Origin of the sequence: Rhodococcoides navarretei (assembly GCF_038069675.1) — a bacterium.
Taxonomy (GTDB): domain Bacteria; phylum Actinomycetota; class Actinomycetes; order Mycobacteriales; family Mycobacteriaceae; genus Rhodococcoides; species Rhodococcoides navarretei.
Genome location: NZ_JBBPCN010000001.1, coordinates 2,352,168 through 2,372,069 on the forward strand (window position 1 = coordinate 2,352,168; position 19,902 = coordinate 2,372,069).

18 protein-coding genes, 1 tRNA gene and 2 pseudogenes are annotated in these 19,902 nt (G+C 63.8%); 19 read left to right on the top strand and 2 right to left on the bottom strand.

What is annotated here, in order from left to right; all coding sequences use genetic code 11:
* Positions 1 to 26: 26 nt before the first annotated feature.
* The 12 genes from steA to AABD04_RS11345 all read left to right on the top strand — a co-directional run bounded on the left by steA (position 27) and on the right by AABD04_RS11345 (position 11,670).
* Positions 27 to 1,211, top strand: a complete 1,185-nt coding sequence (steA, locus tag AABD04_RS11290; RefSeq protein WP_121872378.1) for a putative cytokinetic ring protein SteA — start codon at positions 27 to 29, stop codon at positions 1,209 to 1,211.
* Positions 1,208 to 2,155 carry a copper transporter gene (locus tag AABD04_RS11295; protein WP_341441218.1) on the top strand — a complete coding sequence of 316 codons (948 nt, stop codon included), beginning with the start codon at positions 1,208 to 1,210 and terminating at the stop codon, positions 2,153 to 2,155. Before steA ends, AABD04_RS11295 begins: the two co-directional genes overlap by 4 nt.
* Positions 2,156 to 2,305: 150 nt before the next feature.
* The gene (locus tag AABD04_RS11300) at positions 2,306 to 4,039 is read left to right on the top strand and encodes a CTP synthase (RefSeq protein WP_243596093.1); all 1,734 of its coding nucleotides are present in this window, start codon (positions 2,306 to 2,308) and stop codon (positions 4,037 to 4,039) included.
* The gene (locus AABD04_RS11305; RefSeq protein WP_341441220.1) at positions 4,036 to 4,668 is read left to right on the top strand and encodes an NUDIX hydrolase; all 633 of its coding nucleotides are present in this window, start codon (positions 4,036 to 4,038) and stop codon (positions 4,666 to 4,668) included. Before AABD04_RS11300 ends, AABD04_RS11305 begins: the two co-directional genes overlap by 4 nt.
* A 5-nt stretch (positions 4,669 to 4,673) precedes the next feature.
* The gene (xerD, locus tag AABD04_RS11310; protein WP_341441221.1) at positions 4,674 to 5,588 is read left to right on the top strand and encodes a site-specific tyrosine recombinase XerD; all 915 of its coding nucleotides are present in this window, start codon (positions 4,674 to 4,676) and stop codon (positions 5,586 to 5,588) included.
* Between the two features lie 146 nt (positions 5,589 to 5,734).
* The gene (locus tag AABD04_RS11315; RefSeq protein ID WP_279393439.1) at positions 5,735 to 6,661 is read left to right on the top strand and encodes a ParA family protein; all 927 of its coding nucleotides are present in this window, start codon (positions 5,735 to 5,737) and stop codon (positions 6,659 to 6,661) included.
* Positions 6,658 to 7,494 (top strand): segregation and condensation protein A, encoded by an 837-nt coding sequence (locus AABD04_RS11320; RefSeq protein WP_243610223.1) that lies wholly within the window; start codon positions 6,658 to 6,660, stop codon positions 7,492 to 7,494. The genes AABD04_RS11315 and AABD04_RS11320 overlap by 4 nt, the downstream gene beginning before the upstream one ends.
* On the top strand, positions 7,491 to 8,174 hold the full coding sequence (gene scpB, locus AABD04_RS11325) for an SMC-Scp complex subunit ScpB (protein ID WP_243596097.1): 684 nt from the start codon (positions 7,491 to 7,493) through the stop codon (positions 8,172 to 8,174). The genes AABD04_RS11320 and scpB overlap by 4 nt, the downstream gene beginning before the upstream one ends.
* 12 nt (positions 8,175 to 8,186) lie before the next feature.
* Positions 8,187 to 9,383, top strand: coding sequence for a pseudouridine synthase (locus AABD04_RS11330; protein WP_243596098.1), 1,197 nt, complete (start codon positions 8,187 to 8,189; stop codon positions 9,381 to 9,383).
* A complete protein-coding gene (cmk, locus tag AABD04_RS11335) occupies positions 9,383 to 10,066 on the top strand; it encodes a (d)CMP kinase (RefSeq protein ID WP_341441222.1) in 684 nt (227 codons plus the stop codon). Before AABD04_RS11330 ends, cmk begins: the two co-directional genes overlap by 1 nt.
* A complete protein-coding gene (gene der, locus AABD04_RS11340) occupies positions 10,063 to 11,511 on the top strand; it encodes a ribosome biogenesis GTPase Der (protein WP_243596100.1) in 1,449 nt (482 codons plus the stop codon). Before cmk ends, der begins: the two co-directional genes overlap by 4 nt.
* An 85-nt stretch (positions 11,512 to 11,596) precedes the next feature.
* A tRNA-Pro gene (locus AABD04_RS11345) sits at positions 11,597 to 11,670 on the top strand.
* Between the two features lie 708 nt (positions 11,671 to 12,378).
* Here AABD04_RS11345 and AABD04_RS11350 read toward each other — a convergent pair.
* Positions 12,379 to 12,969 (bottom strand): acyl-CoA-like ligand-binding transcription factor, encoded by a 591-nt coding sequence (locus AABD04_RS11350; protein ID WP_243596101.1) that lies wholly within the window; start codon positions 12,967 to 12,969, stop codon positions 12,379 to 12,381.
* A gap of 91 nt (positions 12,970 to 13,060) precedes the next feature.
* Here AABD04_RS11350 and AABD04_RS11355 point away from each other — a divergent pair, with 91 nt between their 5' ends.
* The 7 genes and pseudogenes from AABD04_RS11355 to AABD04_RS11385 form a co-directional block, all read left to right on the top strand.
* On the top strand, positions 13,061 to 13,888 hold the full coding sequence (locus AABD04_RS11355; protein WP_341441223.1) for a mycofactocin-coupled SDR family oxidoreductase: 828 nt from the start codon (positions 13,061 to 13,063) through the stop codon (positions 13,886 to 13,888).
* Positions 13,888 to 14,741 (top strand): annotated as a pseudogene (locus tag AABD04_RS11360) (mycofactocin-coupled SDR family oxidoreductase). The gene AABD04_RS11355 and the pseudogene AABD04_RS11360 overlap by 1 nt, the downstream one beginning before the upstream one ends.
* Before the next feature lie 199 nt (positions 14,742 to 14,940).
* Positions 14,941 to 15,762 carry a mycofactocin-coupled SDR family oxidoreductase gene (locus AABD04_RS11365; protein ID WP_243596104.1) on the top strand — a complete coding sequence of 274 codons (822 nt, stop codon included), beginning with the start codon at positions 14,941 to 14,943 and terminating at the stop codon, positions 15,760 to 15,762.
* A gap of 11 nt (positions 15,763 to 15,773) precedes the next feature.
* On the top strand, positions 15,774 to 16,607 hold the full coding sequence (locus AABD04_RS11370) for a mycofactocin-coupled SDR family oxidoreductase (RefSeq protein ID WP_423228138.1): 834 nt from the start codon (positions 15,774 to 15,776) through the stop codon (positions 16,605 to 16,607).
* Positions 16,604 to 17,539: an AAA family ATPase gene (locus tag AABD04_RS11375; RefSeq protein WP_341441224.1), complete on the top strand. Its 936-nt coding sequence runs from the start codon at positions 16,604 to 16,606 to the stop codon at positions 17,537 to 17,539. The genes AABD04_RS11370 and AABD04_RS11375 overlap by 4 nt, the downstream gene beginning before the upstream one ends.
* A 69-nt stretch (positions 17,540 to 17,608) precedes the next feature.
* Positions 17,609 to 18,538 (top strand): vWA domain-containing protein, encoded by a 930-nt coding sequence (locus AABD04_RS11380; protein ID WP_341441225.1) that lies wholly within the window; start codon positions 17,609 to 17,611, stop codon positions 18,536 to 18,538.
* Between the two features lie 419 nt (positions 18,539 to 18,957).
* Positions 18,958 to 19,258, top strand: a pseudogene (locus AABD04_RS11385) (TIM barrel protein); the annotation flags it as partial.
* Positions 19,259 to 19,615: 357 nt separating this feature from the next.
* Here the strand turns inward: AABD04_RS11385 and catC are convergent.
* Positions 19,616 to 19,900, bottom strand: coding sequence for a muconolactone Delta-isomerase (catC, locus tag AABD04_RS11390; RefSeq protein WP_243610230.1), 285 nt, complete (start codon positions 19,898 to 19,900; stop codon positions 19,616 to 19,618).
* Positions 19,901 to 19,902: the final 2 nt, after the last annotated feature.

The window sequence follows — 19,902 nt, forward strand, 5'->3', positions numbered from 1 at the left end:
GTGTCGATCGGGTCATCATGGTCCTCATGAAGATGCCGGCTCTGCTGTCACGTAGTCAGGATTCGCTGCCCGGAATCACTGGGATCGCGCGAGTCGATCGCAACACGGCCAAGCTCCTCAAACGGGTCGGCCCCGGTGACATCGTCGTGCTCGACGAGCTCGACCTGGACCGGCTGACCGCCGATGCGCTCGTCGAGGCAGGGGTGCTCGCGGTCGTCAACGCGTCGCCCTCGATCTCCGGGCGCTACCCGAACCTGGGTCCCGAGGCCATCGTCGCCAACGGGATCACCTTGATCGACTCGGCCGGCACCGAGATCTTCAAGAAGATCAAGGACGGCACCAAGATTCGCCTCAACGACGGTGGTGTCTACACCGGCGATCGACGCCTCGCCAAGGGTGACGAGCAGAGCGAAGCCGAGATCTCGGACAAGATGATCGAGGCCAAGACGGGTCTGGTCGACCATCTGGAAGCGTTCTCGGGCAACACGATCGAGTTCATTCGAACCGAGAGTCCGCTGCTCATCGACGGCGTCGGCGTGCCGGACATCGACATCGACCTCAAGGGTCGCCACGTGGTGATCGTGGCCGACGGTCCCGGTCACGCCGAGGATCTGAAGAACCTCAAGCCGTTCATCAAGGAGTACTCGCCTGTCATCATCGGCGTCGGCGCAGGTGCCGACACCGCGATGAAGGCGGGTCATCGCCCTGATCTCATCGTCGGCGATCCCGAGGACGTCACGGCGCAGACGCTCAAATGTGGTGCCGAGGTGGTGCTTCCGGCAGATTCCGACGGACACGCGCAGGGCCTCGAACGCATTCAGGATCTCGGTATCGGTGCCATGACGTTCCCGGCCACCGGTGCCGCTGCCGATCTCGCACTGTTGTTGGCCGATCATCACGGGGCCTCGCTCATCGTGTCGGTCGGTAGCCCGGCCAGCCTGGACGAGTTCTTCGATCGCGGTCGACGCAACACCAACCCGGCCGCATTCATGACGCGTCTCAAGGTCGGTGCCAAGCTGGTCGACGCCAAAGCTGTGGCGACGCTGTATCGCAGCCGCGTGTCCGGCGGTGCGATCGCCCTGCTGATTCTGGCGGCGCTCGTTGCCGTGATCGTGGCGTTGGCCGTGTCCAACATCGGCGGTGAAGCGTTGGATTGGGCAATCGATCTGTGGAACCGGTTCGCTCTGTGGTTCCAGGGGTTGCTTTCGTGATTTCGCTTCGCCAACATGCCATTTCGCTGGCAGCGGTCTTCGTGGCACTGGCCATCGGCATAGTGCTCGGTTCGGGTCTGCTCTCGAGTGGACTGGTCTCTGGCCTCCGAGACGACAAGACCGGTCTCGAAACTCAGGTGGACGATCTGCAGGCGACCAACAATCAGCTCGGTGAGCAACTCAACTCGGCCGACGGCTTCGATGCCGCGGTATTGGGCCGGGTGTTGCGAGATGCGTTGGTCGATCGCAGTGTTGTGGTCATCACCACCCCCGATGCCGACCCCGGGGATGTCGACGGAGTCACGCGGTCGATCGGAGCGTCGGGTGCCACCGTCACCGGCCGGGTGTCACTGACCGATTCGTTCGTCTCCGCTGCGAACGGTGACGATCTTCGTACGCGCCTGACCAATGTCATTCCGGCCGGCGTGCAGTTGCGCACCGGCGCGGTGGATCAGGGCAGCCTCGCAGGAGACCTGCTGGGTTCGGTGCTGTTGCTCGACGCGGAGACCGCTCAGCCGCAGTCGACTCCCGAGGAGCTGTCACTGGCGCTGGAGACACTGCGTAGCGGCGGGTTCATCGCGTACGACAACGGTGCCGTCGCGCCCGCTCAATTGGCTGTGGTCGTCACCGGTTCCGGCACCTCGGACGTGGAGGACGGCAATCGCGGTGCCATCGTCGCGCGGTTCGCTGGTGCTCTCGACTCACGTGGCGCAGGCGCGGTACTGGCGGGCCGATCCGGCGCGGCGGAGGGCAATGGCTCCATCGCCGTCGTGCGGGCCGATTCGGCGCTGTCGTCCGCGCTCAGCACCGTCGACAACGTCGACCGTGAAGCAGGACGGATCACCACTGTTCTCGCCTTGGCGGAGCAGCTGGACGGGGCGTCGGGCCGCTACGGCACCGGGCCGAACGCGAACGCCGTGACCGTCGGAGCGCCTGCGAGCTGATCGCCGGCGGAACGAGCGTGTCGTTGGCGGTGAGGTAGGTACTGGTGTTACCGTGAAGTCCCGTGGGTAGCAGGCCCAATTTCCACGCTTCACCTCTCTTATCAGCCCCCTGATAGGAGCAAGCCCTGCAGACTCGTCACGGGAGCCTCATTGTCACGCCTTCAGTCGCGTTCCGACACCAAGCACATTTTCGTCAGTGGGGGCGTTGCGTCCTCACTCGGAAAAGGCCTGACGGCATCCAGCCTCGGCCAGCTACTGACCGCACGCGGACTGCGCGTGACCATGCAGAAGCTCGATCCCTACCTCAATGTCGATCCCGGCACGATGAACCCCTTCCAGCACGGTGAGGTCTTCGTTACCGAGGACGGCTCCGAGACCGACCTGGACGTCGGACATTACGAGCGGTTCCTCGACCGCGATCTGTCCGGGTTCGCCAATGTCACCACCGGCCAGGTCTACTCGACGGTCATCGCCAAGGAACGCCGCGGTGAGTACCTGGGCGACACCGTTCAGGTCATCCCGCACATCACCGACGAGATCAAGCGTCGCATTCTCGCGATGAACGGCCCGGACCTCCAGGGGCACCAGCCGGACGTCGTGATCACCGAAATCGGCGGCACCGTCGGCGATATCGAGTCGCAGCCGTTCCTCGAAGCAGCGCGTCAGGTGCGCCACGACGTCGGCCGCAACAACGTGTTCTTCCTGCACGTGTCGCTCGTTCCGTTCCTGGCTCCGTCCGGTGAACTCAAGACCAAGCCCACCCAGCACTCCGTCGCAGCACTGCGCAGCATCGGTATCCAGCCCGACGCGTTGATCCTGCGTTGCGATCGCGACGTGCCGCCGGGACTGAAGAACAAGATCGCGCTCATGTGCGACGTCGACGTCGACGGCTGCATCTCCACGCCCGACGCGCCGTCGATCTACGACATCCCCAAGGTGCTGCACAAGGAAGGCCTGGACGCGTACGTCGTCCGTCAGCTCGGATTGCCGTTCCGCGATGTCGACTGGACCATCTGGGGCGGACTGCTCGAGCGCGTCCACCAGCCACGCGAAACCGTGCGCGTCGGCCTGGTCGGTAAGTACGTGGACCTGCCCGACGCGTATCTCTCGGTCACCGAGGCGCTGCGTGCCGGTGGATTCGCTCATCGCGCCAAGGTCGAGATCAAGTGGGTTCCCTCCGACGAATGCTCGACGCCTGCGGGGGCGCAGGCCGCATTGGGCGACGTCGACGCCGTGCTCATTCCCGGTGGCTTCGGTATCCGCGGCATCGAGGGCAAGCTCGGGGCCATCGAGTTCGCACGCACACGCAAGATTCCGTTGCTGGGTTTGTGCCTCGGACTGCAGTGTGTGGTCATCGAGGCGGCTCGTTCGGTCGGTCTGACCGATGCCAATTCCGCCGAGTTCGATCCGGACACCAAGGATCCGGTGATCTCCACCATGGCCGATCAGGAAGACGCCGTCGCCGGTGACGCCGATCTCGGTGGCACGATGCGCCTCGGTGCCTACCCGGCAACCCTGCAGAAGGGCTCGGTCGTCGCGGCGTCGTACGGCACCGAGAGCGTCTCGGAGCGGCACCGTCATCGCTACGAGGTCAACAACGATTACCGGGATCGAATTGCCAAGAGCGGCTTGGTGTTCAGCGGTACCTCTCCGGACGGCCACCTGGTCGAGTTCGTCGAGTTGCCTGCCTCGGTGCACCCGTTCTTCGTCGCCACTCAGGCGCATCCGGAGCTCAAGAGCCGGCCGACCCGTCCACATCCGTTGTTCGCGTCGTTGATCAACGCTGCGCTGAAATACAAGGCCGCGGAACGTCTGCCCGTCGACGTGCACGGAGATGCCGTGCAGACGGAGGAATCGGACGCCGCCGCCGAGACCGTCGGATGACCGAGTCCCGGCACGAGTTCACCACCCTCGACTCGTCGGTGCCGTACTCCGGTGCCATCCTCGCGCTCCGGCTCGATCAGGTCGCGATGCCGAACGGTCGTCAGGCCGAGCGTGAGGTGATCGAGCATCACGGTGCGGTCGGGATTCTGGCCGTCGACGATCAGGACCGAGTGGCGATGATCGAGCAGTACCGGCACCCCGTCGGTCGTCGACTGTGGGAGTTGCCTGCCGGTCTGCTGGACGAGCCGGGGGAGCAGCCGGTCGTGGCGGCCCAGCGTGAGCTCGCCGAGGAAACCGGGCTCGCCGCCCAGACGTGGTCGGTGCTGGTGGACGTGCTCGCCTCACCCGGGTTCACCGACGAGGCCGTGCGGATTTTCCTCGCTCAGGATCTGACCGAGGTCGATCGGCCCGAGGCCCACGACGAGGAAGCAGACATCGAGCTTTCTTACGTGCCACTGGACGAGGCCGTCCGTCGCGCGCTGTCGGGCGAGATCGTCAACGCATCCGCCGTGGCCGGCGTGCTCGCTTTCGCTGCGGCGCGCGCTGCCGGTACCGAACTGCGCCCGGCCGATGCGCCGTGGGCGGATCTACCCACTGCGTTCGAAAGTCGGAAGAGTTCACGAAAGTAGCCACCGTGATCGGGCAGCAGATCGGCACGTACCTCGACCATCTGGTGGTCGAGCGCGGTTCGGCACCGAACACGGTGTCGTCCTACCGTCGCGATCTGGTGCGGTACGAGCGCTTTCTGAGTGGTTACGGCATCACCGATCTGGCGAAGGTCGCCGAGAACGACATCACCGAGTTCGTGCTCTATCTCCGGCGCGGCGACGACGAATATCCTGCTCTCGCAGCGAGTTCGGCTGCTCGGACGTTGATCGCAGTGCGGGGTCTGCACCGATTCGCGCTGGCCGAGGGCATGGTCGACCGCAACGTCGCGAGTGAGGTCAAGCCGCCCCAACCGGCCAAGCGACTACCGAAGTCGCTCCCCGTCGACCAGGTCGTGGCGTTGCTCGAATCGGCGTCGGTCGCCGGCCCCGACGCGCCACGAGGGCTGCGAGATCGAGCCTTGCTGGAACTGCTGTATTCCACCGGAGCTCGCATTTCCGAGGCCGTCGGGCTGGACGTCGACGACATCGACACCGAGGCCCGCTCGGTGCTACTGCGCGGCAAAGGCGGTAAGCATCGCATCGTCCCGGTCGGACGACCCGCGATCGAGGCCGTCGACGCCTACCTGGTGCGTGGGCGGCCGGGGCTGGTCTCGCGCTCGAACCCTGCGCTGTTCCTCAACGTCCGGGGCGGCAGGTTGTCTCGGCAGAGCGCGTGGCAGGTGTTGCAGGATTCCGCACACAGGGCGGGAATCACCGCAGGGGTCTCACCGCACGTTCTTCGACATTCCTTCGCGACTCATCTGCTCGACGGTGGTGCCGACGTCCGCGTCGTGCAGGAGCTGTTGGGGCATGCATCGGTGACGACGACGCAGATCTACACCCTCGTGACCGTCAACACGCTGCGCGAAGTGTGGGCCGGCGCGCACCCGCGGGCGAGATAGCACGAGGCCGGCGGTCGTGTGTCAGCGTGTCCGATGACATTGCCGGCGCACCAAGCGGTAGCGTTTGCCAGATCTACTCGAAGACGAACGGGACAGGGGAGCGCTGGAACGTGTCGACACCGCAGCCGCCAGCGGCGGAGTCAGCTTTGGATCATCCACATCTCGACGGCGCCCTGTTCCAGACGCGTCAACCGGAATCCAGTCGGGAGACACGCGACATCATTCCTGCTCCGAACGAGCTCGGGCCCACGGGTCGTATGACCCGGCCGGTCCCGGATCCGCAGCCGTTGTCCAGTCACGGCCCGGCCAAGATCATTGCGATGTGCAACCAGAAGGGTGGCGTCGGCAAGACGACGTCGACCATCAATCTCGGTGCCTCGCTGGCCGGCTACGGCCGCCGCGTACTGCTCGTCGACCTCGACCCGCAGGGCGCACTGTCCGCGGGATTGGGCGTCGCACATCACGAGCTCGATCTGACGGTCTACAACCTCCTCGTCGAAGCGAAGGTCTCGGCCGACGACGTGTTGATGCGCACCCGCGTCGAGAATCTCGATCTGCTGCCCAGCAACATCGATCTCTCCGCGGCCGAGATTCAGTTGGTCACCGAGGTCGGCCGAGAGCAGACGCTCGGGCGGGTGCTGCATCCGATTCTCGATCGTTACGACTACGTCCTCATCGATTGCCAGCCGTCCCTCGGTCTGTTGACGGTCAACGCGCTCACGTGTGCCGACGAGGTGCTGATCCCGATGGAGTGCGAATACTTCAGCCTCCGCGGGCTCGCGTTGCTCAACGACACCGTCGAGAAGGTGCGCGATCGTCTCAACCCACGTCTGAAGCTGGCCGGCATCGTGGTGACGATGTTCGACGCCCGCACGCTGCACTCGCGTGAGGTGATGACGCGAGTGGTCGAGGTGTTCGGCGACGTCGTCTACGACACGGTGATCACTCGTACCGTCCGATTCCCGGAAACCAGTGTCGCCGGAGAACCGATCACTACCTGGGCTCCCAAATCCGGCGGCGCACAGGCGTACCGCGCCCTTGCGCGCGAGGTGATCTACCGGTCGGGTCCGTGACCGTCGACGCTGCCGACGACGCCCCGATCGAGGTTCCCGCCGACGCGGATCCGTCGAAATTCAGGGTGCGGTTGCTCAACTTCGAGGGCCCGTTCGATCTGCTGCTGTCGCTGATCAGTCAGCACCGCATGGACGTCACCGAAGTGGCGTTGCACACCGTCACCGACGATTTCATCTCGTTCACCAAATCGCTCGGTGCCGATGTCGGTCTCGATCAGACGACGGAGTTCCTCGTCGTCGCCGCCACATTGCTCGATCTCAAGGCGGCACGGTTGCTGCCCTCGGGTGATGTGGAGGACGCCGAGGATCTGGCTCTGCTCGAAGTGCGGGATCTACTGTTCGCGCGGTTGCTGCAGTACCGCGCGTACAAGCAGGTAGCTCTGCTGTTCGGTGAGCTGGAAGCTGCTGCGTTGCGGCGTTATCCGCGATCGGTGTCGGTGGAGGACAGGTACGCAGACCTGATTCCGGAGGTGCTGCTCGGCGTCGACCCGGCCACGTTCGCTGACATCGCCGCTGCGGCCTTCAGACCCAAGCCGATTCCCCAGGTGGGACTCGATCACATCCATCAGCACGCGGTCTCGATTCCCGAGCAGGCGGCGTGGTTGCTGGAGAATCTGCAGGGCCGAGGCCTGAACGAGTGGGCGTCGTTCTCGGAGTTGGTGCAGGACTGCGAGGTGCAGGTGGAAATAATCGCTCGATTCCTGGCGTTGCTGGAGCTGTTCCGGCAACAGGTGATCGCATTCGAGCAGCCCGAGCCGCTCGGCGATCTTCGAGTGAGTTGGACCGGTAAGGACGAAGGACCCATCGTGGTCACGGAAGAGGACTACGCATGAGTGCCGATCCTGAACTCGAGCTCGAGGACGTCGAGGATTCCGAGGAGCTCGACGACACCACTCTCGCGTCGGCGCTGGAAGCTGTGTTGCTGATCGTCGACACTCCCGCCTCGGACGAGCAGCTCGCCTCGGCCGTGGGTGCATCGGTGGCCCGCGTGCGCGCGGCCTTGACGGCGATGGCCGCTGCACTGACCGAACGAACCAGCGGAATCGACCTTCGGTACGCCGGTGACGGATGGCGTTTCTACACCCGAACCGCCTATGCGCCGTACGTCGAACGGCTGCTTCTGGACGGCGCTCGGTCCAAGCTCACACGCGCGGCATTGGAAACCCTGGCCGTGATCGCATATCGTCAACCGTTGACCCGCGCGCGAGTCAGCGCCGTGCGAGGAGTCAATGTCGATGGAGTGATGCGTACGTTGCTCGCCCGTGGACTGATCTCCGAAGCAGGAACCGACCCGGAGACGACCGGCACGATGTACTGCACCACCGAGTTGTTCCTCGAACGGCTCGGGCTCGCATCGCTCGGTGATCTACCCGAGCTGGCACCGCTGTTACCGGGTGTGGACCTGATCGACGAGATCAGTGACAGCATGGACACCGACCCGAGAACGACACGCTCCACCAAGAACCGCGGATCGAAACCCGATCCGGCAGCCGAGCTCGACTCGGACGACTGATAGGTAAGACAAGTGAACAAGCCCGCTCGCCGTGATGGCACACCGGACCGTAACAAGAGACAAGACCCACGCAGGAAGCCGACCGCAGGTAGGTCGGACACTCCGCGTGACGCGCGCCGCGGAGATCGCACCCGCGACGCTGCACCCCGTGACGGGGCTCCCCGTACCGGAGCACCTCGCGCTGGAGCGCCGCGCACCGGGGGACCGCGCGCAGGCGCACCCCGTACCGGAGCTCCTCGCACAGGAGCCCGACCTGCCCCTCGCCGTGGCGTCGAGCAGGACGACTCGTTCGATCACAAGCCTGCCGAGACCGGCGTCAACGACCGCAGCAACGACGCTGTTCCTCGTAAGAAGCCCTCGCGTCCCAAGCCGCCGAAGCCGCAGAAGAAGCAGGTTCCGTCGACCACGATCAGCAACGCCAAGCCGGCGAAGCATCAGCACACCGATTCCTCACCGCGCAAGCACGTACCCGCCGGTGAAGGTGTTCGGTTGCAGAAGGTGCTCGCACAGGCCGGTGTCGCATCGCGTCGCGCCGCCGAGGAACTGATCGCCGACGGCCGCGTCGAGGTCGACGGACGCATTGTCACCGAACAGGGCATCCGCATCGATCCGAACATCGCTGTGGTCCGGGTCGACGGCACCCGTGTGGTCGTGAAGGAAGAACTGGTTCATCTTGCGATGAACAAGCCGCGTGGATGGCAGTGCACGATGTCCGACGATCTGGGACGCCCGTGCGTCGGCGACATCGTGTCCGAGCGGGTTCAGGCGGGGCAGCGACTGTTCCATGTCGGCCGACTCGACGCCGACACCGAAGGGCTGTTGTTGTTCACCAACGACGGTGATCTTGCTCACCGCCTGATGCACCCGTCGTTCGAGGTGTCGAAGACCTACCTCGCGACATTGTCGGGCACCATTCCCCGCACGCTCGGCAAGCAGCTGCGTGAGGGCGTCACCCTCGACGACGGCCCTGTGAAGGTCGACGGTTTCCAGCTGCTCGACATCTCCGACGGCAAGTCGCTCGTCAAGGTGACCCTGCACGAGGGCCGCAAGCACATCGTGCGTCGGTTGTTCGACAAGGTCGGCTTCCCGGTCGGACGACTCGTACGTACCGATGTCGGCAACATCGTGCTCGGCGATCAGCGTCCAGGGACACTGCGTGTTCTCGGTCGCGGCGAGATCGGCAAGCTCTACGAATCCGTAGGCCTGTGATGAGTGCGCTCGTCGTGGCGATGGACGGGCCCTCGGGCACCGGGAAGTCGTCAGTATCGCGCCGGCTCGCGTCGGCATTGGAAGCAAGCTACCTCGATACCGGTGCGATGTACCGCGTCGCGACGGTGTGGGTGCTGCGCTCGGGCGTCGAGCCCACCGATGCAGACGCAGTTGCGAAAGCTGTTGCGGCGCTTCCCCTCGAGATCGGCAAGGACCCGCTGTCTGAGACCGTTCTGCTCGACGGTGAGGACGTCAGCGGCGAAATCCGCGGCGATGCGGTCACCAAGGCCGTCTCGGCCGTCTCTGCTGTGCCTGCGGTGCGTGAACTGTTGGTGCAGCTTCAGCGCGACCTTGCGAGCTCCTCGACGCGAATCGTGGTGGAGGGCCGCGACATCGGCACCGTCGTTCTTCCCGACGCCGACGTGAAGGTGTTCCTGACTGCCTCACCGGAGGCGCGGGCAGAGCGTCGCAACAAGCAGAACATCGAACAGGGTCGCGGCGACGACTACGAATCCGTGCTCGCGGATGTGCAACGCCGCGATCATGCAGATTCGACGAGAGCAGTGTCACCGCTTCGTCCCGCCGAGGATTCGGTGATCGTCGATACCAGCGAGCTGGATCTCGACGGCGTGATCGAGCGTTTGCTGCTCGTGGTGAACGACAGAAGTGGAGCAGTCCAGTGAGTGAAGAATTCTTCTCCGGCGCAGCGGAAACCGCGGGCGACGGAACATGGAGCGACGAGGGCGAGTGGGAATACGTCGACCTCAACGAGGGCGAAGACGGCGAAGATGCCGTAGCCGTACCGACTCTCGCCGTGGTGGGCCGACCGAACGTCGGCAAGTCGACGCTCGTCAACCGCATCATCGGACGGCGTGAAGCAGTGGTCGAGGACGTTCCCGGCGTCACGCGCGACCGCGTGTCGTACGAGGCGAACTGGAGTGGTCGACGCTTCCTGGTGCAGGACACCGGCGGGTGGGAACCCGACGCCAAGGGTCTGCAGGCATCCGTTGCGCGCCAAGCCGAGTTGGCCATGCACACCGCCGACGCGATCCTGTTGGTCGTCGACGCGCGAGTCGGCTCGACGACGACGGACGAGGCTGTCGCACGAGTGCTGCGCCGGTCGAAGACGCCGGTTCTGTTGGTGGCCAACAAGGTCGACGACGGCCGGACCGAGTCCGAGGTCGCCGCACTGTGGTCGCTGGGGCTGGGGGAGCCGCTGTCGGTGTCGGCCACCCACGGCCGCGGTACCGGTGATCTGCTGGACCGTGTGCTCGAGGCCTTACCCGAGACCCCGCGTGAGGGAATCCCCGGTGGGGGACCCAGGCGCGTCGCTCTGGTCGGTAAGCCGAACGTGGGCAAGTCGTCGCTGATCAACAAGCTCTCGGGTGACGAACGCTCGGTGGTGCACGATGTTGCCGGCACCACTGTCGACCCCGTCGACTCGTTGGTCGAATTGGGCGGCAAGACATGGCGATTCGTCGATACCGCCGGACTGCGCAAGCGCGTCAGCCATGCCAGTGGTGCCGAGTTCTACGCGTCACTGCGGACGAAGTCTGCTATCGAGGCCGCCGAGGTCGCGATTCTGCTTCTCGATGCCTCCGAGGTGATCTCGGAGCAGGACATGCGTGTGCTCAGCATGGTCGCCGATGCCGGCCGCGCATTGGTGCTGGCGTTCAACAAGTGGGATCTGGTGGACGACGATCGTCGTCAGCAGCTCGAGAAGGAGATCGACCGCGATCTCGCTCGGGTGCCCTGGGCGCAGCGCGTGAACATCTCGGCGCAGACGGGCCGCGCGGTGCAGAAGCTCGTGCCTGCGCTCGAGACGGCTCTGGAGTCATGGGACAAGCGTGTGCCCACCGGCAGGTTGAACACGTGGCTCAAGGAAGTCGTGGCGGCCACTCCGCCGCCGATGCGTGGTGGACGTCTGCCGCGCATCATGTTCGCGACGCAGGCCAGTACACGGCCGCCGACGTTCGTGCTGTTCACCACCGGCTTCCTCGAGGCCGGCTACCGCCGATTCATCGAGCGGCGTCTGCGTGAGGAGTTCAACTTCGACGGCAGCCCCGTGCGCGTCTCGGTGCGTATCCGCGAGAAGCGGGAACGGCCGGGCAAGGGCAACAACCGCTGAAGTAGTCCGACCCCGCCCCTGAGCAGGCGATTTCCTCTCAGGGGTAGGGCTGGGGTAATCTCAGCAAGCGCCTTTCGGGGCGCGGCGGGCTGTGGCGCAGCTTGGTAGCGCACTTGACTGGGGGTCAAGTGGTCGCAGGTTCAAATCCTGTCAGCCCGACATAGATCGATGTACGTCAAAAGCGGTTCCGGAGCGGTCCGGGACCGCTTTCGTCGTTCGAATAATGGGCTCGCTGCCGCTCAGTGTCACTACTCGTTCCTTAGTTGCTTTTCGGTGTCCACAGACGTCCGCCTCGACCGCCCTGACTGAGCGGAGGGTTCGGACGCTTCGACCGCGTGAATCTCGAATCCAAAATGAACACTTGTGGGAACCGCTCGAGCCCTGACGGCGGTCGGCCACGTGCGTTCGCGCCGGGCGTCCTGGTTCCTTATGTCGGGTGATTCAGTTGACCTAGCAAGAGCCGGTGTCCACCTTGTAAATCGCAATTTCCGCACCGTCTGGCGTGAAACGCCAGTTCAGCATAGTTTCTCTCGTCATCCCTGACGGTCACCTGCGCTAGGCAGCAGACATGGACTACCGACCAGCCCGAGCAACCTCGGCAACCGCTTCCAAGGGCACTACGGGGTTCGTATCGTCGACAGTTGAGCCCTACACGCGGCGTACGTCGCCAACGCCTATGTCGGCGTGATCGAATCTGCGATCGCAAATCCCTCGGTGACAACCGAATTCGCACTGGATGTCGTTGTCGCGTCCCTGCCGCGGTGGATGTTGGAGGCCCCACTCGATCGTCGACGTAGTTCGCGCGCGTCGCCTTCCGGTGTCGGAAGTCGTCCGCCCGATTCCGAGATGTTTCATCGCGGTAGCGCGTCAGCGCGTCGGAAGGCCGGGCAGCAGCATCGAGAATGTCGATTCGAGTGCCTGTGGAAGGTCGCGCCCTGGTCCGCCGATCCAGTATTCGTGCGCCGTCAACATCGCCGCGAGCACGGCATGTCCGACGGCGATCGGGAACAGGTCCGTCTTGGAAGAGCCGCTCCGAATAGCGGCGAATTCGGCCGCCGCATCCTTCCACTCGGCAAATCGAAACGACGCATGCGTTTGGACGGACGGTACTTTCAGCACCAATTGTGCCCGCTGGTAGGCCCATTGGTGCTGCTCCGACGGGTAGGTCAATGCCGCGACAATGGACCGCGTCAACACCTGTTCATAGGGAGCAGAGCCGTCGTCGGCCGCCAAGTTCTCGCGTAGCCGGGCGAGTTCAGAGGGCGATTCCACCCACAGCACGTCTGCCTTGGTCGGGAAGTATCGAAAGAACGTGCGTCTGCTGACTCCGACTGCGGACGCGATGTCCTCGACGCTCGTTTCGTCGAAACCCTTCTCGAGGAACAGTTGCTGTGCCGCAGCGGCCAGTTCGTGCGGACTGGTCGCCGACGGACGCCCTCCGCTGTCACCGTGTGCCATTCGATCATCCTCGCATCTCGAAACGCGTACCTTCTGACACCGTGTGACATAAGCTGAGATCTACATCACACGTTCATGTCAGGAGCGCAGCATGGGTTCACTCGAGGGCAAAGTCGCCTTCATCACCGGAGCTGCGAGGGGGCAGGGCCGCAGCCACGCGATAGCGCTTGCAAAGGAAGGCGCGGACATCATTGCCGTCGACGTCTCGACCCAGGTCGACACCGTTCCGTACCGCACTGCAACCGTCGATGACCTGGCCGAAACCGTTCGGCTGGTCGAGGCCCTCGATCGTCGCATCATCGCCTCCGAGGCCGACGTTCGCGACCTGGCCGCACTGACCACAGCAGTCGACTCCGGTGCCGCTGAACTCGGTCGCGTCGACATCGTCATCGCGAATGCCGGCATCAACACGATGTCGCCGGCTCTCGAGATGGAGGAAGTCATGTGGCAGACGATGATCGACATCAACCTCGCCGGCGTCTGGAAGACCGTCCGTGCCGCGGCACCGCATATCGTCTCGGGCGGCCGCGGCGGATCCATCGTTATCACCTCGTCCTTGGCATCGATGGTCGCGAACGAAAACATCGCCCACTACACCGCCGCGAAGGCCGGCCTGGTGGGTTTGATGCAGGTACTTGCCAAGGAGTTGGGGCCACAGAGTATCCGCGTCAACACGATCCATCCGACGACCGTGGCCACCCCGATGATCCTCAACGACGCAACATTTCGCCTGTTTCGCCCCGACTTGGCCGAACCGACCCGAGCCGACTTCGAGGAAGCCGCACTGACGCTCAACACGCTCCCCGTTCCCATGATCGAGTCCGAGGACATCTCCAATGCTGTCCTCTACCTCGTCTCGGACGCCGGGCGATACATCACCGGAACCACACATGTGGTCGATGCAGGAGGACGACTCTGATGGGACTTCTCGACGGCAAGACAGTTCTGATCACCGGCGGCGCGCGTGGACAGGGTCGTGCTCACGCGCTGGTCTCGGCCCGCGAGGGTGCCGATGTCATTCTGGTCGATATCGCTGATCAGATTGCGACGGTTCCGTACGCGATGGCGAAGGAGAGCGACTTGGCCGAGACGGTGAAGCAGGTCGAAGCCTTGGACCGGCGGGCACTGAGTGTCGTTGCCGACGTTCGGGATCAGAGCCAGATGGACGCGGCGGTGGCGTCGGGGATCGCGGAGTTCGGCAAGATCGACGTACTCATCGCGAATGCCGGAATCTGGACCCAGGGCCCGTTCTGGGAACTTTCCGAGCAGTCGTGGGACGACATGATCGGCGTCAACCTCACCGGCGTCTGGAAGTCGGCGAAAGCTGTTGCCCCGCATATGATCGAGCGTCAGGCCGGTTCCATCGTCATCACCTCGTCCGTGAACGGACTCGAACCCGGTCAGAATTATGCGCACTACGTGTCGGCGAAGCACGGCGTCATCGGGTTGATGAAGAACATTGCGCTGGAACTGGCACCCCACGGAATTCGATGCAACTCGATCAACCCGGGCGCGATCAAGACCCCCATGACCGACCATCAGGGTGCCTGGGACATGTTCGCCGGTCACGAGGGCGGCACCGAAGAGGACATGATGGCGGGTGGTTACAGCTTCATGCGTTGAAGGGGCACACGTTCATGCCGCCCGAGGTGATCGCGAACACCGCTCTATATCTCAACTCGGACCTCGCCGCCGCCGTGACCGGTGTGACGATTCCAGTCGACGCCGGTCATATGATCTTGCCCGGTTTCAACCACGCGCCTGTCGAATAAGAGTGATTCACAAGGATATTGCGGGTGTTCGGCCGGGACAGAGCCGAGGATTCGACCATTTCGGTCACTTCTGCACTCGGTGTCGGATACGTTCGAGGTATGTCCTCCGCAACGGACATCCTGCCGTGAACGTACCCGGCCAGTTGCCGAACCGTTCTGTGCCCGAGATGTTTTCGACGATGAACAAGGAAGTTCGATCATGGGAAAGCTCGACGGAAAAGTAGCCTTCATCACCGGTGCCGCACGCGGCCAGGGGCGTAGTCACGCTCTGAGGCTGGCGCAGGACGGTGCCGACATCATTGCGATAGATATCTGCCGACAGATCGAGACGGTCGCGTATCCGATGAGCACATCCGAGGATCTGGCGCAGACCGTGAAGGAGGTGGAAGCGCTCGATCGCCGCATAGTGGCCAGAGAAGCCGACGTTCGCGACTACGACGCACTCAAAGCCGTTGTCGACGGTGCCGTCGCCGAACTCGGGCCGATCGACATCATCCTGGCGAATGCCGGTATAGCTCCGCAGGGCGCGAAAGCCGTAAGTGAGGCGACAACGTTCCGCGACGTTGTCGAGGTCAACCTGTTCGGGGTGTGGAACACGGTGCAGGTCGGCGTGCCGAGCATGATCGAGAAAGGGCAGGGAGGTGCGATCGTCCTGACGAGCTCGACCCAAGGATTGTCGGGCGCGGGCGGCAACGGCACCGGCGCAGGCGACGGCTACGCAGCCAGTAAGCACGCGGTCGTCGGGCTCATGCGCACCTTTGCGAACTGGCTGGCCCAGTACTCGATTCGCGTGAACACCGTGCATCCGACGGGCGTGAACACGCCGATGGTGATCAACGACGTGATGCAGACGTGGCTGACGGAGAACGCAGACGCTGCCTCGATGATCGGAAACCTGATGCCAGTCCCCATGCTCGAAGCACTCGACATCAGCAACGCGATCGCCTGGCTGGTTTCGGACGACGCCCGGTACGTCACCGGAGTCACCTTGCCGGTCGACGCGGGCTTCCTGGCGAAGTAGGCCGATCGATCATGGGAAAGCTCGACGGAAAAGTAGCCTTCATCACCGGTGCCGCGCGAAGTCAGGGCCGCAGCCACGCGCTGCGGCTCGCACAGGAAGGTGCCGACATCATCGCCGTCGATCTGTGCGATGTGGTCGACACCATCGAAATGTATCCGCCCGCAACGGAAGCCGACCTTGCCGAGACGGTGAGGCAGGTCGAGGCGCTCGACCGCCGCATCGTCGCCACCAAGGCCGACGTTCGGGACTCCGCAGCATTGCGCAGGGCCGTCGACGGCGGCGTCGCCGAACTCGGTCGTCTCGACATCGTCCTCGGCAACGCCGGCGTCTTCGAGATCGCACCGGCTCTCGATATCACCGACGATGCCTGGCAGAACATGATCGACGTCAATCTGACGGGTGTGTGGAACACATGCCGTGCCGCGCTACCGCATCTCATCTCCGGCGGTCGCGGCGGTTCGATCGTATTGACCAGTTCGACGGCAGGTCTCAAAGGAACGCCCAACACGGTGCACTACACCGCCACCAAGCACGGGGTCGTCGGCATCATGCGCGCGCTTGCGAACGAGTTCGGGCAGTACAGCATTCGCGTGAACACCGTCCATCCGACCGGCGTCGATACGGTCATGATTCAGAACCCCAAAACCTGGGGGCTGTTTCTGCCGGACGATCCGAATCCGACTCGCGAGAAGGCAGAAGCAATCTTCGCGACGACGAATGTCCTACCGATTCCGTGGGTGGAAGCGATCGACATATCCAACGCGATCGCCTTCCTCGTCTCGGACGACGCCCGCTACATCACCGGCGCGACACTTCCCGTGGATGCGGGGTACACGATCAAATGAGCGCAACATTGTCGATCGGTGAGGTGCGGCAGCGAATCGCGGCGCGCGTCGTCGGTCGTGATCGTGAACTCGACCTGCTTCTGGCGGCAGTCGCGGCCGGTCGAGACCTCCTCATCGAGGGCCCGCCCGGCACCAGCAAAAGCACTCTGCTCGGCGCGATCACGGCCGAATGGAATATCCCGCTGCTCTTCGTCGAGGGCAACGCGGATCTGACGCCTGCGCGAATTGTCGGACATCACAACCCCGCTCGCGTACTGCGCGAGGATTACAGTGAGGACAACTTCGTGCCGGGCCCGCTGATCGAGGCGATGCGGACCGGCGGATTTCTCTACATCGAAGAGTTCAACCGCGCACCCGAAGACACCCTCAACACGCTGCTCACCGCGATGGCGGAACGACGTATCGCGATCCCCCGAGTGGGGACGGTCCACGCACTCCCGACGTTCCGCGTCGTAGCGTCGATGAACCCGTACGACAACGTCGGCACAACTCGTCTTTCCACGAGCGTCCACGACCGGCTGTGTCGCCTTGCCATCGGGTACCAGGATGCCGAGGCCGAACGCGGAATTGTTGCTCTCCGAACAGAATCGGACTCGTTCCGCCTCGTCGCAGACGCGGTGGCGATAACGCGGATGACCCGGGAACATGAGGACATCATCCAGGGCAGCAGCGTACGCGGGGCGATCGATCTCACGCTCGTCGCCCAGCAGCTCGCTGATCTACGGGAGGTGACGATTCCCGTGGACTCCGATGTCGATCCGCCCCGCAACTTGCCCGAGGACTATCAGCAGTCGATGCTCGATGCGATGTACGTGGCACTGTCCGGGCGCATCCACGTCGACGAGACATCGGACGCCACACCGGAAATGATCCTGTTCACCATCTGGCAGGATCACTTCGTTCTCCGCCCCGCCGCGGCCGCCCCCGGTTGAAGAGCCGTCGACGCCGACTCGCCGGTAGGCAAGCCCGGAACGCGCATCACCTCGCGGACGCTGAAACCGTTGCGGCGCAGGCCAAAACAGCTGACCACGCCACCGTCGCTGTTTCGTCTCGGTGGTGGCAACGGGGCGGTCTTGACAGCACAGGGCAGCAGCAGGCCGGGTAAGGCGTCAGGCGAAAACAACCCGTCTGCCCCGGGAATCACCGAGGAGTCGGCCGAAACGATTCCGTTGAAGGACGCTACCGACGAGGAGTCTGCCGCCGACGCAGCGACACGAGCCCGCGCGCGCACGATCGCTGCCCGTCTGGCGGTTCGACGTCCGCGCCTCGACATTCGCGCGCGACGCGGCGTCGGCGAACTGACGTCGCTGCGCTACCGCGGCGGCAGCGACGAGGTCGATCTCGACCACACGCTCGACGTGTTGGCAGCCAATCCGATACCCGAGGACGACGACATCGTCGTCCGAGAACGCCTGCACACCAAGCGTTCCATCGTGCTGGTCGTCGATATTTCCGGGTCGATGAAAGGTGAACGGGTACGAACGGCGGCTGCAACCGTTGGCGCTCTTGCCGGCGAGATGACCCGGGACAACCTGGCCGTCGTCGCATTTTGGTCCGATGCGGCCGTACTCACCCGTTTCGGAGACCCGAAAACACCGCTCGGAATTCTCGACACCGTTCTCCGCATCCCGGCACAGGGGCTGACCAACGTCCAGTTCGCACTGGAAACCGCGGTCGGCTTGTTACGCACCGTCTCCGTCCCCGACTCGCGGGTACTACTCCTGTCGGATTGCGTGCACAACGCCGGCCCCGATCCGCGCCTCACCGCGTCCAGGATTCCGCGCCTCGACGTTCTCCTGGACACGTCTGGAGAGAACGACGTCGACCTCGGTCGCGATCTCGCGCGAATCGGACACGGTCGAATTCGAACGATCGACACCTACCGCGCCGTCGGACCCGCACTGAGCGCACTGCTGGGCGAGCGTCGCTGACACTGGACTCCAATCGGATTGGAACACCACCGAGGGCAACGGCTCGGAACTTCGGAATGAGTGATCGAGGCTGATATCAAACGTTCGACGCATACCTGCGTCCTTCATGGGTTTGTCGCACGCAAGCCAGGCGGGCAGATGTTCGACCACGATGACATCGCTCGTTCGGAATGTGTTCGAGGCCTGTGCCACGGGTCGGAGCATTCTCGCCGAACGGATCTTCATGCAACGAATCTCGAACTCTCGATGACCCTTCAGAACCATGTGCCGTCGGATAACGGTGCAATGCGGATTGCATTATCCGGCCCGGCTAATCGAAGACATCAGTTCAGCAACGTTCTGACGCTGCACGAATGTCTGTGAACTCCGGTCGGTTTTCGACCGCGCAGTACGCCCACCGAAGGCTCCGTCGCGGACATCTCGACGGCCGTGGCTGCCGGCCTCGTAGGTCCGGGGTGCTGCGCCCGGCGGAGGTCGTGACGCCCGACGATGTGGCTGACCGCAGTACAGACGCTGCGCTCGATCGCGGCACTGGGTGAACAAGCGGGACGTGTGTTCACGCTGGAGAATCTCAATGCTGCCGTCGACCATCCGGGGACGCCTGTCGCCAAGGCCGCGGACACTCTCGCGTTGGTGTGGGCTGTCGACAGCCCATTCCTGAAGATGAACCTCGATCTTTATCACGCCCAGATCGGCGAAGGGAATCTCATCGCACTACTTTAGGAATCGTTGCCATACATCGGACGATAACGCCTGCTCAGGGCTATGCGGTGGGTCCGGGTGGGGCCATCGAGAGTTGGTCGATCTAGCTGGGGATCAAGTGGTCGCAGGTTCAAATCCTGTCAGCCCGACAGATTGCATTTGGAAGGCGGCCCCGAAGAAATTCGGAGCCGCCTTTCTTGTCTGCGTTCCGCGAGCGTGCTTGTCGATAGCCCCTTTTTGCTGCGTCGAATTAGTGGCGACAGGGTCTGCGGGAGCGAGGACCTGCGGTGCCGAACTCGAAGTTGTGGACGGATACCGTCTGAATACCGTCCACAACTTCGAGTTCGGCGGATATTAGTCCTGCAACATCATGTGTCACACCGCGGAAATGTCCGACGGGTGCTGGGCCAGCGGGCTCACATCGATCCTCATGTACGGAAACAGCGGCAGATTCCAGAGAATCTCGTGGAGCCGCTCGTTGTCCCGCACGTCGAAGATGCTGAGGTTGGAGTACTGGCCGACGATGCGCCAGATACTCACCCATTCACCGTCGCGCTGCAGCTGCTGCGAGTACGCCTTCTCTCTGGCGAGAGTGTCGGTTCGTACGTCCGCATCGAGGTCCTGCGGCAGCGCGACGTCCATTTTCACTGCAAAGAGCATGT

Coding starts and splice junctions, on each gene's coding strand:
- steA (WP_121872378.1), top strand. CDS start 27: ATGAAGATGCCGGCTCTGCTGTCACGTAGTCAGGATTCGCTGCCCGGA.
- AABD04_RS11305 (WP_341441220.1), top strand. CDS start 4,036: ATGACCGAGTCCCGGCACGAGTTCACCACCCTCGACTCGTCGGTGCCG.
- scpB (WP_243596097.1), top strand. CDS start 7,491: ATGAGTGCCGATCCTGAACTCGAGCTCGAGGACGTCGAGGATTCCGAG.
- cmk (WP_341441222.1), top strand. CDS start 9,383: ATGAGTGCGCTCGTCGTGGCGATGGACGGGCCCTCGGGCACCGGGAAG.
- AABD04_RS11350 (WP_243596101.1), bottom strand. CDS start 12,969: ATGGCACACGGTGACAGCGGAGGGCGTCCGTCGGCGACCAGTCCGCAC.
- AABD04_RS11355 (WP_341441223.1), top strand. CDS start 13,061: ATGGGTTCACTCGAGGGCAAAGTCGCCTTCATCACCGGAGCTGCGAGG.
- AABD04_RS11365 (WP_243596104.1), top strand. CDS start 14,941: ATGGGAAAGCTCGACGGAAAAGTAGCCTTCATCACCGGTGCCGCACGC.
- AABD04_RS11370 (WP_423228138.1), top strand. CDS start 15,774: ATGGGAAAGCTCGACGGAAAAGTAGCCTTCATCACCGGTGCCGCGCGA.
- AABD04_RS11375 (WP_341441224.1), top strand. CDS start 16,604: ATGAGCGCAACATTGTCGATCGGTGAGGTGCGGCAGCGAATCGCGGCG.
- catC (WP_243610230.1), bottom strand. CDS start 19,900: ATGCTCTTTGCAGTGAAAATGGACGTCGCGCTGCCGCAGGACCTCGAT.